The sequence below is a fragment of the Mesorhizobium sp. AR10 genome (assembly GCF_024746795.1).
GTDB lineage: Bacteria > Pseudomonadota > Alphaproteobacteria > Rhizobiales > Rhizobiaceae > Mesorhizobium.
Window position 1 is genome coordinate 3,874,246 of the sequence record NZ_CP080524.1, and the last position, 12,040, is coordinate 3,886,285.

Sequence of the window (12,040 nt, forward strand, 5' to 3'; positions counted from 1 at the left end):
GGGTGTCCGGGCCGAAGCGGTCTGGATACCCCGCTCGTTCGAAAAGATTGCCGAGAAGTCCGGATGTCAGCCGTAGTGCAGCTTGGGCTTGCCCTCGGTGCCGTTGAACTTAACGCCGATCCTGTCGTTGCGGCGCCAGCGGACTTCGGATCGATAGGCAATTCCATCGACCGGTATGTAGAGCAAGAACCGATCGGGAACCCGGGCGTCGGGCGCAACCCTCAGTTCGGCGCCGCTCTCATGCTGATTGCGCACGGTGCAACTGATCTCGGAATTTTGTAAACCGGTGATGATCGCCCCACCTTTGAGCACACGCTGGCGATGTTCGTGCCGATGCTCGTCGGCCTTCACGTCGAGGGGGATTGCGGGGGTCGTCATGGATAGGAACGCCAGAACAGCCGAATCGATCCCTCGATATAACGGCGCACCCCCCGATCCGGAGCGCAGTATGCCACAGATCAGTTGCCGTCGCTGCTCTTTCTTGACTTAGGCGAATCCGTGCGGATCGGCGCAGAAATGGGCGATGATCTGGCAAAGATCCGGTTCGTTGACCATGCGAACGGCCTCAGTGGAACTGACCCATTTGCGGGTGCGCGCGCGCTTTTCCTTCCATCGGTCGGCGACGCGGTCGACCTGCAGCGGAAACACCAGCACTTCGCAAGGCACCTCCTCGCCGGAAGCCAATACCTTGGCGTAGAAGTAGCGGCCGGCTTCGAGATGGGAGACGGTGCCGCGCAATCCGGCTTCCTCGCCGGCTTCACGCGCCGCCGCCTCGCAAAGCGGCTCCCTGGCTTCGGGCCAGCCCTTGGGGATCACCCATCGGCCAGTGTCGCGGCTGGTGATCAGCATGATCTCGACGCCATTTCCGGTATCGCGCCAGGGCAAGGCGGCAACCTGCAGACGGCACGGCGCCGTACCGAAGAGTCTGCGGACCCTTTCGGCCAGATGGTTGTGCGTCGTTGGCCTTGTCAACATCGGAGAAGCTAGCCCCAGCCTCCAGAATCATTTGCCACCTTAGGAATCTTACGGCCAATCGTAAGCAATGAAAGTAAAAAAATTCACATGCCAGCCGTTAAATTCCACCAAGAGATGCCGATTCTACAGAATATTGTACCTCGGCACGCGGTGTTCAAGCAAACGCGTACTCTCGGTGCGGGTCAGGATGGAAAAGAGCTGTTTTCGAATCAGCCAGCGTGGTCGTCGGCGATCGGCTTCTGGTAAGTAAAACCCATGTCCCAGGGAAAATAGATCCAGGTGTCCTGGCTGACTTCGGTAACGAAAGTGTCGACCAGCGGCCTGCCTTTCGGCTTGGCATAAACGGTGGCGAAATGCGCCTTGGGCATCATTGCGCGCACGATGCCCGCCGTCTTGCCGGTGTCGGTGAGGTCGTCGATGATCAGCACGCCAGCGCCGTCGTCGGCAAGCAGTGCGGGTGTGATCTCCTTTAGCACCTGCAGCTGCCCCTGTGAGGTGTAGTCGTGATAGGAGGCGACACAGACCGTTTCGATGACGCGGATGCCGAGCTCACGCGATATGATGGCGGCCGGAACCAGCCCACCACGGGTAATGCAGACGATCGCCTTCCACTGGCCCTTGTTGGAGCCGGCCAGCCGCCAGGCAAGGGCGCGGGCATCGCGATGGAACTGGTCCCAGGAGACCGGAAAAGCTTTTTCGGGAAGGGACATTGTTCGTGCACTCCGCGCGCAGCACCAAGGGAATGCGCGCGGAATTAGCTGGAAAGGCTTGGCCTTGGCAAGTGTGGTCTGTCTATGTTGGACTTACCGCGACAGGAACGCCGCCACCGGAACCGTACGCAGCACCGTGCGCGTGACCCCGCCGAACAACAACTGGCGCAGCCAGGAGTGGCTGTAGGCACCGAGCACAAGCAGGTCGGCGCCGGTCTCGGCAATCCTGGTCTGGATCATGTCGTCGACCGAAATGCCGCCCGATTTCTGCACCGAGACGCTGACCGTGGCGCCATGCCTCGACAGGGCGGCGGCGATCTCGGCGCCGGCGGCCTCCGGGTTCTCGTCCAGCGAATCCGGCGGATCGATGACCAGTATGTCCGTCTTCTCGGCCTCGATGATGAAGGGCAGGGCGTCGAAGGCGGCGCGGGCGGCCTCCTTGCTGCCGTTCCAGGCCAGAAGCACGTGTTTGAAGGTGGTGACGAGCGGGCCGGCGTGCGGCACCACAAGCACCGGCCGGCCGGCGTCGTAGACCAGCGTGTCGACATCGGCGCTCGGATCGCCGCCCGACTCGCGCTGCGCGGCGATGACCAGGTCAGCGGCGCGGACGCTGGAGATGCCGGTCAGCGCGCTGTCACCGGAAAAGCTCTCGAGGCTGTGCCACTCGAAGGACAGTCCCGAATTCTCGATGTGTCTGAGGAAAGTCGCCTGCAATTTTTCCGCACGTTCGCGGTTCATGTCGGCGGAAACCTGCAGGAACTCGGTGTCGGGAAAGCCGGTGGCCGAAGTGTAGGGGACGGGAAGCGCCTCGGCGTGGATGCCGATGAGATGGCTCTGGAAGCGGTCGGCCAGCGGGATGGCGCAATCGAGCACACGCTCGGCATCCTGTTCGTTCTGCAGTATGGCGACGATGGTCTTGAAGCGCATGGCAAATCCCTCATTTTGCGGACGATCGAAAATCGTCTGTGAGAAACGTTACAGCGCCATTCTTGGTTCCGATCTGGCCCGATCAAGCAGCAGTGATGGCAAAACCCGCTACCATGGCTTCGACATCGGCCCGCGCGGCATCCAGCGCTTCCTGGCTGCGGGCGCGGACGACCAGTTCCGTCCAGAATTTACCGTCGCCATATTTCGGGTAGGAACCGATGATCGTGTCCGGATGGGCTTTCTGGATGTCGCCCAGCGGTCCGCCGATCAAGCCTTCGCCGAACGGGCAATGCACGGTGGCCGACAGCATCTTGGTGCCTGCCTTCAACGTCGGCACGACATTGTCGAGCATGGCCTGGAAGATCGACGGCACGCCGGCCATGACATGGACATTGCCGATGCGGAAGCCAGGCGCGATGGATACGGGATTGTCGATATGGTCGGCGCCGCGCGGCATCCGCGCCATGCGCTTGCGCGCCTCGGTGTATTCGATACCACGCGCGGCATAGCTCGCCTCCAGCATGGCATAGGCCTTGGCGTCGTATTCGCATGGCACGCCAAAGGCCTTGGAAATCGAATCCGCGGTGATGTCGTCATGTGTTGGGCCGATGCCGCCGGTGGTGAAGACATAGGTGTAGCGGGCGCGCACGGCATTGACCGCGGCGACGATGTCGTCTTCCTCGTCCGCAACGATGCGCACTTCCTTCAGGTCGATGCCGATCGCCGTCATGATGTCGGCGAGGTGGCCAATGTTCTTGTCCTTGGTGCGACCGGACAGAATCTCATCACCAATGACGAGCATGGCGGCGGTGACGATTTCAGGCATGGAAAACTCCGGCAGACAGGTCGCTCAGGCAGCCGAGATGCCAGGGCAGAACTGGGTCGCCTCGGCAGACTGGGTCGCCTGAGATAGCGCGGCGGGCGGACGGCGGCAATGCCACCAGAAAGCCGCCCGGCCTGTGCCAGCGGCCTTGCAGCGGCACCGGCGGCGGGTGATGGTGCGCGCCGGTTCAGATCCTGGGTGAAAAATGCTGGTATCGATTATGCTGTGGCTGCTCGGTGGTTTGTTGCTGTTGGCAGTCGTCGTGGCCGGCTGTCTGGTGCTGGCGACGCTATGGATTGCCGCCAAGGCCGAAAGGCTGGTGCCGCCGGTCGGAAGGTTCATCGAGATCGACGGCAACCGCATCCACTATGTCGAAACCGGCGAAGGCCGGCCGATCGTCTTCCTGCACGGGCTTGGCGCGCAGCTTCACCATTTCCGCCACACGCTGTTCGGCCGCTTTGGCCCGGGCTACCGGCTGATCGCGCTCGACCGTCCGGGATCGGGCTATTCGGTACGGGCCAGCGGTGCGACGGGCAGGCTGCCCGAACAGGCCGATATCGTGCGCCGCTTCATCGAAGCTCTCGGACTGGAAAGGCCGTTGGTGGTGGGGCATTCGCTGGGCGGCGCCGTCACGCTGACCCTGGCCGTGGAACATCCGCAGGCGATTGCTGGCATCGCCTTGCTGGGGCCGTTGACGCATCTGGAAACCAGGGCGAGGCAAAGATTTGACCTGCTCTATGTTCCTTCACGCCTGTTGCGCCGGATCATGGCCTATACGGTGGCGATACCGGCCAGCCTGAAATATGCGGAGCCGACCATGAAATTCATTTTCGCGCCGCAGGCTTTTCCCACCGACTACATGGTCAGCGGCGGCGGGTGGCTTGGGCTGAGACCAGCCCATTTCCATGCGACTTCGACCGATGTGGTGGCGGTCGAACAGGATCTCGGCCGGATCGAGCAGCGCTATGGCGAGATCGCCATGCCGGCCGGCATTCTGTTCGGGACCGCCGATCGCGTCATCGACATTCGCACCCATGGCGAACCGATGCGGGACGAGATCGAAGGTCTCGATTTCGAGCGCGTCGACGGCCTCGGCCATATGCTGCAATTCATCGAGCCGGAACGTGTCACCGCCTTCATCAAGCGCATTGCCGAGCGGGCCTTCGCGGTCGAGCACTGAGCCGGCGGCAACTTCACGCATCTCTCACAAAAAGGTGTCGAAGTTCTCGACCCTCCAGGGCTTTTTCATCGGAACTTCGCGCCGGGCCATCGGTTTTAGCGCTGTCGCACAACATGCGACAACACCTGGAATAAAAAGTGAAATGGAGTAGTTTCTATGCTTACGAAAATCCTCGCGGTCTCGGTCTTCACAATTGGCCTCGCCACGTCGGCGATGGCGCAATCGTCGGGCACCTACCAAACCCATCGCCCGGTCTCCAGCCACGAACAGACGATGACCACCGGCAGCATCAATGCGGGCAGCGATGCCTCAGGTCTGAACAGCCTTGGCGACACCGGTGCGGTTGGACCTTGCGCGTCGAATACTGCTGGACCCGACGCCAACGCCGGGTTGAACGTCAACGATCACTACTGCGGCAAGTAATCGGCTGCAGATCCTCGACTGGCCGGCAGGATGCCCTTCGCCGGGCATCCACTGCCGCCAGGAGATGAGAAAAAACTAATACATGTCGCCCAAAAGTGCGCAGCGGTTTTGGACAACGACATGCATAAAGACAAAGACTTAAAGCGCGTCAACGCGACGCGCTTTAGTCTGAAACTTCCGTCTGCGGCCGGTCCCGGCCATCGGCCAGTTCCTCGTGCCATTTGCCATCGGCATCCTCGTACTGGATCCCGTCGGTCGCGCCTGCGACCTGCTGCTCGGCCGAAGCGATTTCGGCGGCGCGTAGCGCATCCTGATGATTGGGGAACGTTTCCGAGAATGTCGAACCGACCTTGTAGGCCCAGCCCCCGTCGTGCTCGACGATCTTGTAAGTCAGCTTCGCCATGAAGTCCTCCGGTTGAAAAAGCCCCGTTCGCTCAATGCAGTTTGTCTTCGGGCAGCCTGTCGTCGGGAACCAGCACTTCCGATTCCCTGGCTGCCTCGATCAAGGCCCGGCGTGCATCTGCCGTCGAACGATAACCTTCCAGCACTTTGAGGCAAGTGTCGAGGGCATCACGATGGCGCGGGCCGCGATTGAGCGGCCAGACCGTCATCAAACATTCCGCCGCCTCCTGGGTGCTGCGGATCTGGCGATACTTACCGACATGGCCGAGTTCGACCACGACCGGTTTTTCAAAAGGTTTGTTGTCCATCATGGCCGCAACGCAAAGCAGCCAATTTGGTTGCAATCGTGTCCGTCAGCCTGCGCCCAAACGTCTCAGTAACCGCAGTCGTTGCGCAGCCAGCGTGCGTTCGCCCAGCCGGTCGCGCCGCCGATTCCGACCTTGTACCAGTTTCCGCGTCGGTCGAAGATTTCGGTATGATCGCCATTGAACAATTGCCCGATCATGCGCGACGACGAACTCGGCCGCGCCCGTACGGCAAGGAAACCGCTTCCCGTCGCCAGATTGTAGTGGCGGGAAAGGCCGTGCACCGTGCCTTCGCAATATTGCGCGCTGGCTGGAGATGGCGCGCCGAAAGCCAGCCCGGCGAGAACTGCGGCTGCTGCGGGATAGATTGCCCTTGATGACATGACTTTGCTCCCAAACCCGGCCGCGTCAATCGCGACCTTACCCTAGGGAATATTGCGGATGGGATTAAAGCGAAGCTGTGGCGAACTGTCCAGCAACACGAAATTCTTGCAGGACCGCTGGTAACTGGAAAATGGATGTCGGGAAAATGGGCCCGGTCAGCCCGCTGCCTTCATCCAGTGCTGCATGGTCGTAACCGAGCGGGCCAGCTGTGGTGCCGGATGGATTTTCTCACCGAAGGTGGCAGCCGCGCGCCATGCCCAGCGCGGATCGGCCAGGAAAGCGCGCGCCAGTGCCACCATGTCGGCGCGACCGTCGGCGATGATCGCTTCGGCCTGCTTCGGATCGTCTATCAGTCCGACGGCCCGTGTCGGGATGCCGGCGCCCTTGCGCACCGCTTCCGCCAGATGCACCTGGTAGCCCGGGCCGCTCGGCAGCTGCTGCAAGGGCGAATTGCCCCCGCTCGAACAGCAGAGATAGGCAACGCCCGCCGCCTTCAGAGCCTTGGCCACTTGGATCGCGTCCTCGACCTCGAAGCCGCCATCGACCCATTCTTTCACCGAAAGGCGCGCGCCAAGCATCAGGTTGGGGGCGGCCTTCCTCACCGCCTTGGCGATCTCGACGACGAAACGCATGCGGTTTTCCAGCGAGCCGCCCCAGCGGTCGGTGCGCTGGTTGGACAGCGGCGACAGGAACTGGAAGATCAGATAGCCGTGCGCGGCATGCAGTTCGATGAAGTCGAAGCCGGCGCGTTCGGCCCGCCTGGCGGCTTCGGCGAAGCGCTCGATGAGCTGCACGATCTCCTCATCCTCCAGCGCCTGTGGCACCTGCCAGCCGGTATCGTAGGCAATGGCCGAGGCGGACACGATCGGCCAGGGGTCTTCATTTGGCTGCAGCGGTCCGCCACCTTCCCAAGGCTTTCTGTTGGAGGCCTTGCGGCCGGCGTGAGCGAGCTGCGTGCCGAATTTCGTGCCGGGGGCGGCGACGCGCCTGGCCGCATCCAGCGTTCGCCGGGCGGCGGCCTCGTTGTCATCGGAATAAAGACCGAGGCAACCATGGGTGATGCGGCCGCGCCGCTCGACCTCGGTCATCTCGACGGTGACCATGCCGGCACCGGACATTGCGAGGTTCATCCAGTGATACAGATGCCAGTCGCTGGCGGAACCGTCGTCGGCGGAGTACTGGCACATCGGCGCGACCGCTATGCGGTTGGGAAAGGTAAGGCCGTCAAGCGTGATCGGCTGGAAAAGCGATGCGGTCATCAGGCAAACTCCGGGGAGAGGTAATCCGCTATTTAGTCAAGCGATACCGCCCGCGCCAGACACGAGGCGGTGAAACCGCTTCTGGACCAATCGCCGACCGGATTGCGGAAACCGCGGTCTGCGGTTACGCCTTGCCGCCGACAGCACGGAGTTCACCATGGAAGATCGCATTCGCATCCGTTCGGAGGAAGTCCTTTCCGACGACTGGGCGGTCCTGAAAAAGACCGTCCTCGATTATCGCCGGCGTGATGGGCAGTGGGAGACGCAAATCCGTCAGACGTACGATCGCGGCGACGGCGCGGTGATCCTGCCTTACGATCCGGAGCGCTCGACGGTGCTGCTGGTGCGGCAGTTCCGCTACCCCGCCTATGTCACCGGCCATCGCGAACCGCTGATCGAGGCATGTGCCGGCCTGCTCGACGAAAACGATCCGGAAACCTGCATCCGCAAGGAGGCGGAGGAAGAACTTGGCTACCGGCTGAAGGACGTCGAGCGGTTGTTTGCACCCTATATGAGCCCGGGCAGCGTGACCGAGCGGCTGTGGTTCTTCGTGGCGCGCTACACGCCCGCCGATCGCATCTCGGCCGGTGGCGGCGCGGCGGACGAGGGCGAGGACATCGAGGTCCTGGAAATGCCGCTCGACGACGCACTGGCCGGTATCGCCGACGGCCGCATCATCGACGCCAAGACGATCATCCTGATCCAGCATCTGAAATTGAACCCGATTTCCGCTTGATCCGCAGCCCTGTTCCTGTGCCGGGAGGGCACATTGACTGCTGCCAAGACTTGCGAGTCAGGACGCCAATGCCAAGCCTACGCCTGACATCAGTTCGCCACTGCATGCGGCGAGCCGCCGCAGCACCAACGAAAGGAGGGAACGAACCGCTCCGCCAGGTGTTAGCAACCCATGATGAACAGGTTAGACCCCCACGGTCGCGGGATGGCGGCCGATATTTTGGCGTTGGAACTCGCTAGGGCAAGACAGCGCGTCGGCCGAGCCAAACTCGCGCTCGAAAGCGCGGAAGAAATGCTGGACGAGGATTGTGGCGTAGCCGTCAACCTCGCGCTGTGCAGCACGATAAGGTCCGCGCAACGGCGTGTGGTAGAGGCCAGGAAGCGCCTCACGAAGATCGATCCCGCCAGCGTGAATTGACCCGGATTGTCGCCAACGATGCTCCCGACCTTCGACCTTAAGACCCAGCGAAACGGCGATATGCATCGCGCTGCAAGGCTTGCGATGCTGAGGCACCAGGTGGTCCACCACATCGAGCGCACTGACGCCTCCGCGCAGGAGGTCGAACAAGCGCTGGCCAGGTTGGCTGAGGCAAACGCGCTCGGCGACCGTCTTGCACCGTAGGCACTGACAAAATTCGCCGGGGCCGGTTAGATCGAGACCCTACGTCAAAGTTAAATGCGGCCGGTTCGACCACAGTGCTACGAAGGCTCCCGTCGGGAGGAGCGCCAATGGAAGTCCGAGACCTTGTTGCCAAAATGGCGGCTGCGCTGCGTCGCCACCGTGGAATCGCACCAGAAATACCCATCGCACGAACCAGGCCGATCACGCCGATCCGGACGTCTCTCGCCGACGTTCCGTTGAACCGCCAAACGCTTCCGCATCGACCGCGACCGCCGCTCCGTCCTGCTTCCAACATGTGATTGGCCAAGGGTCGTTTTCACGGCGCGCTAGGACATTGCTGCGTCCGGTTACCTGACCACCAAGCCGCTTTGCGCGCTGGTACAAGGCTGGTCGCGGCTGGTTGTCTCACGGTCTGAGGCCTGCTGGTGCGGACGACGGGAATCGAACCCGGATAGCCGTAGCTGAGGATACAGCGCTGCAAGCCGGTGACCGACAAGAACATCGGCAAGAACCTGCTCAAGGGCGGGAACTATCCGGTCGCCGGGCCTCGTAGCCACTGTGAAGCACCTACGGGGCGAGGAGGATCTGCGCCATGCCTCGCTGCAGGATTTCAGGGACGAAAGCTAGTCCTTATCGGTTAGTGGGCGGTGCCTTCCGTCCGTGCTTGAATGGAAACCTTGCTATGGGCCAGGATGGAGTTCTCTATGAAATGGCTTCGGGGTCTTTTCTGGTTGGTAATGGCGGGTGCCATAATGGCCTTCGCCCTGTGGGTCGACGCCAGCACCACTACCGACAACCTCAACCCGGTGGCGCGTTTCACCGTGACACTCATTCTCATGTGCTTTGTGGCAATGTCGGTACTCCAGATAAGGCTGTGACCTAATCGTCCAGCACACCCTGCAGTGAGGCGTGGCGGAGCTTCGGCTCGCCGCGGCGTCATTCGATGGCACGGCACAAGGCCAGTGCTGCCCCCTGGGTAGCGCTAAAGCAGGAGGGACATTTCCTCTGTCGCGTCCCACCCATAGATTGAGCCGGGCTTGGTGACGATAGTGGCGCGGCGCGGGCGGTCATTTTGGGGAATAGTTGCGGATTTATAGGGCTGTCGAAATCAGCCTTTCAAGCTAGTTTTTATGCCCGCCTGTCGAGGAAGCTTGGTGCACTATGACGCTGGCTGCCGGAGTGACTTTATCCACAGGTTATGAAGTGGCGAAATCGCTTGAGGACAAGGGCGCCTCTTCGGTCTAATATTAGCGCGGGCTTAACTGCCCTCCAAAGTCTGCCCGTTGCCACGACCTTAGGGGATCGGCAGCGGGCTTTTTTGTTGCTTTGGCCCCGATCCTCCAGCGTGGGAAGGGGACATTCAGGCCTAAGCTGAAATGCTCTCGGTGCGGTGGCAACAAGTCGGTCTGATCTATACGCCGGACACCAGCCCGAAGGCCTACCGGACTAGGCGGATATAAGGACCTCTTTTCGTTCCCGAAACGTGCAAGCGCCCCTGTGTCTCCTAGCGAAGGATCATGACAACAAGCTGGCCCTTGGCAACAATCTACAGGCTGTGCGAATCCCCAGCGCGTCCAACCCACTGGCGTAGATTCGCGTCAGCACTCCTTCTGCAGCGTCTGCTCGCTGAGATGTGCAACCAAGTAGTGGGCGTCCCCCTAAGCTCGCTGGGGCGTTGGCAACGCTGTCCCAAACCGCCCACGTTCCAGCGGCCTCACGATGACAGCAAAATCGATTTTGATGATTTTCCATGATGGGAAACGTTCCGCCGACGCCATGGGTCCATGGACTCTGCCGACGTAGTTAACCTCGGCGGCTCAACTCGGCCAGTTTCGCGAGAAGATGGCCGGCGCCCGTTGGGCGGGGGGCTTTGGGGTAAAGGCGCCGGCCAGGCGAGACCAGAGGTCCGCCGCCCGGACAAGCTAGCAGGCGCTTGGGTGGTGCATATAGCGTGATCGCGGAAGCTATGCCGGCAGCAGGCCGACCCTGGCGTGTTCGGATGCGCCAGTTGCAAAGCCGCTGGCCGCGACCGTCGCCGATAGGTGATCCTTGCTGGTGCTGTTAGCCAGCCGCCGGACCGTCGCGCGGCTGACTTGCGCTTGAGCGGCAATATTATTGGCGCGGCTCGGGCCGTGGCTTTCGAGCCCCACAATCATCGCGGAAACGGGTCGGAGTGCGGAATCTGCGCAACGTGCCATGAGCACCCCGCCATTCAACAGTATACCCCCACGCGTACCCTCAAGGTTTTATGAAGGTTTGGTCCAGATCTAAGCATGGATGTGATTTCATAATGATTTCAATGTGGTGCGGACGCCGGGAATCGAACCCGGATAGCCGTAGCTGAGGGATTTTAAGTCCCTTGCGTCTACCAATTCCGCCACGTCCGCAGGCCAGCCCTTTTCAGACGCCAGCGAAAACCCGTCAAGCCATCTTTTGCCCCAGTCACTGTCGCTTGGTGGACGCGGGCGGCGCGAGGTATCGACGGATGATGACGGCAGAGGCCGCTGGTTCGCAGCGTCTTCCAGGGAAGGGATAGGTTTTATTGAAACAACAGGTTGCAACGACGATCTGGATCGCCAGGGGCAATCAGAACTTGTAGCGAAGGTTCAGGGAAACCGCGTTCAGCTTGACGTCCTGATCGCGATCGGAAAAGGGGTCCGGCGTATCGTAGTGCTCGGAGCCGAAGTCGTAGTAGCGATACTGGGCGCCGACGACGAATTTGTCGGTCAAGGCGAAATCCACGCCGGCGCCGACAGTCCAGCCGACATTCGTCTGCGTTTGGGCGAAAGCCGTTCCGACGTTTTGCGAGGTTTCGATGCCGGCGAAAGCGATGCCGCCGATGCCGTAGACCAGCAGGCGGTCCACGGCATAGCCGGCCTTGGCGTTGACGGATCCGAACCATTTGATCTCGGTGCCGACCGAATTTCCGGGGGCCAATTCGACGCTGCCGTTGATCGCGGCGTAGTTGAGCTCGGCCTCGGCGCCAATGACCGCCTGATTGAATTGCCAGAGGCCGGCGACATTGCCGCCTATGAAGCCGCCATCGAGGTCAGGCGAGGCAGAAAATGGATCTAGCGTTCCCGTAATGTCGGCCCGGCCCCAGCCGTAGCCGCCCTGCAGGCCGGCAAAATAGCCGGTCCAGTCGAAGCCAGGCGCGGTCATCGGCAGCTCGATCATCGGATCGGCGGCGAAAGCCGGCGCGGCCAAAGCGGTTAGAAAACCGGCACTTGCGAGCGTCAGGCGATGCATCAAGCTTCCCGAGCGTCGATCCAAAAACGACCTACGCCCGGAAGGT

General features: G+C 61.6%; 15 protein-coding genes and 1 tRNA gene. 4 read left to right on the forward strand and 12 right to left on the reverse strand.

Annotation, left to right across the window (positions count from 1 at the left end; translation table 11 throughout):
- Positions 1–66: 66 nt before the first annotated feature.
- The 5 genes from LHFGNBLO_RS22175 to LHFGNBLO_RS22195 form a co-directional block, all read right to left on the reverse strand.
- Entirely contained in the window at positions 67–378 is a 312-nt protein-coding gene (locus LHFGNBLO_RS22175) for a PilZ domain-containing protein (protein ID WP_258601483.1), read from the reverse strand.
- Positions 379–486: 108 nt separating this feature from the next.
- Complete coding sequence (locus LHFGNBLO_RS22180; RefSeq protein ID WP_258601484.1) at positions 487–975, reverse strand: NUDIX hydrolase; 489 nt, start codon at positions 973–975, stop codon at positions 487–489.
- A gap of 209 nt (positions 976–1,184) precedes the next feature.
- The gene (gpt, locus tag LHFGNBLO_RS22185) at positions 1,185–1,685 is read right to left on the reverse strand and encodes a xanthine phosphoribosyltransferase (protein ID WP_258601485.1); all 501 of its coding nucleotides are present in this window, start codon (positions 1,683–1,685) and stop codon (positions 1,185–1,187) included.
- A 93-nt stretch (positions 1,686–1,778) separates the two neighbouring features.
- Entirely contained in the window at positions 1,779–2,612 is an 834-nt protein-coding gene (locus LHFGNBLO_RS22190) for a universal stress protein (RefSeq protein WP_258601486.1), read from the reverse strand.
- Between the two features lie 82 nt (positions 2,613–2,694).
- A complete protein-coding gene (locus LHFGNBLO_RS22195) occupies positions 2,695–3,438 on the reverse strand; it encodes a competence/damage-inducible protein A (protein ID WP_258601487.1) in 744 nt (247 codons plus the stop codon).
- A gap of 202 nt (positions 3,439–3,640) precedes the next feature.
- Between LHFGNBLO_RS22195 and LHFGNBLO_RS22200 the strand changes: the two genes are divergently transcribed.
- A complete protein-coding gene (locus LHFGNBLO_RS22200) occupies positions 3,641–4,615 on the forward strand; it encodes an alpha/beta fold hydrolase (RefSeq protein WP_258601488.1) in 975 nt (324 codons plus the stop codon).
- Between the two features lie 156 nt (positions 4,616–4,771).
- Positions 4,772–5,038, forward strand: a complete 267-nt coding sequence (locus LHFGNBLO_RS22205; protein ID WP_258601489.1) for a hypothetical protein — start codon at positions 4,772–4,774, stop codon at positions 5,036–5,038.
- A 163-nt stretch (positions 5,039–5,201) separates the two neighbouring features.
- Here LHFGNBLO_RS22205 and LHFGNBLO_RS22210 read toward each other — a convergent pair whose 3' ends face one another.
- The 4 genes from LHFGNBLO_RS22210 to LHFGNBLO_RS22225 form a co-directional block, all read right to left on the reverse strand.
- Positions 5,202–5,441, reverse strand: coding sequence for a DUF2188 domain-containing protein (locus LHFGNBLO_RS22210; protein WP_258601490.1), 240 nt, complete (start codon positions 5,439–5,441; stop codon positions 5,202–5,204).
- A 31-nt stretch (positions 5,442–5,472) separates the two neighbouring features.
- Positions 5,473–5,751: a DUF982 domain-containing protein gene (locus tag LHFGNBLO_RS22215; RefSeq protein WP_258601491.1), complete on the reverse strand. Its 279-nt coding sequence runs from the start codon at positions 5,749–5,751 to the stop codon at positions 5,473–5,475.
- Between the two features lie 62 nt (positions 5,752–5,813).
- Complete coding sequence (locus LHFGNBLO_RS22220) at positions 5,814–6,128, reverse strand: SH3 domain-containing protein (RefSeq protein WP_258601492.1); 315 nt, start codon at positions 6,126–6,128, stop codon at positions 5,814–5,816.
- A gap of 156 nt (positions 6,129–6,284) precedes the next feature.
- Positions 6,285–7,388, reverse strand: a complete 1,104-nt coding sequence (locus LHFGNBLO_RS22225; RefSeq protein WP_258601493.1) for an NADH:flavin oxidoreductase/NADH oxidase — start codon at positions 7,386–7,388, stop codon at positions 6,285–6,287.
- A 157-nt stretch (positions 7,389–7,545) separates the two neighbouring features.
- Here LHFGNBLO_RS22225 and LHFGNBLO_RS22230 point away from each other — a divergent pair, with 157 nt between their 5' ends.
- Complete coding sequence (locus tag LHFGNBLO_RS22230; RefSeq protein WP_258601494.1) at positions 7,546–8,124, forward strand: NUDIX domain-containing protein; 579 nt, start codon at positions 7,546–7,548, stop codon at positions 8,122–8,124.
- A gap of 183 nt (positions 8,125–8,307) precedes the next feature.
- Here LHFGNBLO_RS22230 and LHFGNBLO_RS22235 read toward each other — a convergent pair whose 3' ends face one another.
- Entirely contained in the window at positions 8,308–8,691 is a 384-nt protein-coding gene (locus LHFGNBLO_RS22235; RefSeq protein ID WP_258601495.1) for a hypothetical protein, read from the reverse strand.
- A 758-nt stretch (positions 8,692–9,449) separates the two neighbouring features.
- On the opposite strand from LHFGNBLO_RS22235, the gene LHFGNBLO_RS22240 reads away from it, so the two are divergent.
- Positions 9,450–9,623: a hypothetical protein gene (locus LHFGNBLO_RS22240; protein ID WP_258601496.1), complete on the forward strand. Its 174-nt coding sequence runs from the start codon at positions 9,450–9,452 to the stop codon at positions 9,621–9,623.
- Between the two features lie 1,424 nt (positions 9,624–11,047).
- On the opposite strand, the gene LHFGNBLO_RS22245 is transcribed toward LHFGNBLO_RS22240, so the two are convergent.
- Both LHFGNBLO_RS22245 and LHFGNBLO_RS22250 read right to left on the reverse strand, forming a co-directional pair.
- Positions 11,048–11,132, reverse strand: a tRNA-Leu gene (locus tag LHFGNBLO_RS22245).
- Between the two features lie 199 nt (positions 11,133–11,331).
- Positions 11,332–11,994: an outer membrane protein gene (locus tag LHFGNBLO_RS22250; RefSeq protein ID WP_258601497.1), complete on the reverse strand. Its 663-nt coding sequence runs from the start codon at positions 11,992–11,994 to the stop codon at positions 11,332–11,334.
- Between the last annotated feature and the right edge of the window lie 46 nt (positions 11,995–12,040).

Coding starts and splice junctions, on each gene's coding strand:
- LHFGNBLO_RS22175 (WP_258601483.1), bottom strand. CDS start 378: ATGACGACCCCCGCAATCCCCCTCGACGTGAAGGCCGACGAGCATCGG.
- LHFGNBLO_RS22180 (WP_258601484.1), bottom strand. CDS start 975: ATGTTGACAAGGCCAACGACGCACAACCATCTGGCCGAAAGGGTCCGC.
- gpt (WP_258601485.1), bottom strand. CDS start 1,685: ATGTCCCTTCCCGAAAAAGCTTTTCCGGTCTCCTGGGACCAGTTCCAT.
- LHFGNBLO_RS22190 (WP_258601486.1), bottom strand. CDS start 2,612: ATGCGCTTCAAGACCATCGTCGCCATACTGCAGAACGAACAGGATGCC.
- LHFGNBLO_RS22195 (WP_258601487.1), bottom strand. CDS start 3,438: ATGCCTGAAATCGTCACCGCCGCCATGCTCGTCATTGGTGATGAGATT.
- LHFGNBLO_RS22200 (WP_258601488.1), top strand. CDS start 3,641: ATGCTGGTATCGATTATGCTGTGGCTGCTCGGTGGTTTGTTGCTGTTG.
- LHFGNBLO_RS22205 (WP_258601489.1), top strand. CDS start 4,772: ATGCTTACGAAAATCCTCGCGGTCTCGGTCTTCACAATTGGCCTCGCC.
- LHFGNBLO_RS22210 (WP_258601490.1), bottom strand. CDS start 5,441: ATGGCGAAGCTGACTTACAAGATCGTCGAGCACGACGGGGGCTGGGCC.
- LHFGNBLO_RS22215 (WP_258601491.1), bottom strand. CDS start 5,751: ATGATGGACAACAAACCTTTTGAAAAACCGGTCGTGGTCGAACTCGGC.
- LHFGNBLO_RS22220 (WP_258601492.1), bottom strand. CDS start 6,128: ATGTCATCAAGGGCAATCTATCCCGCAGCAGCCGCAGTTCTCGCCGGG.
- LHFGNBLO_RS22225 (WP_258601493.1), bottom strand. CDS start 7,388: ATGACCGCATCGCTTTTCCAGCCGATCACGCTTGACGGCCTTACCTTT.
- LHFGNBLO_RS22230 (WP_258601494.1), top strand. CDS start 7,546: ATGGAAGATCGCATTCGCATCCGTTCGGAGGAAGTCCTTTCCGACGAC.
- LHFGNBLO_RS22240 (WP_258601496.1), top strand. CDS start 9,450: ATGAAATGGCTTCGGGGTCTTTTCTGGTTGGTAATGGCGGGTGCCATA.
- LHFGNBLO_RS22250 (WP_258601497.1), bottom strand. CDS start 11,994: ATGCATCGCCTGACGCTCGCAAGTGCCGGTTTTCTAACCGCTTTGGCC.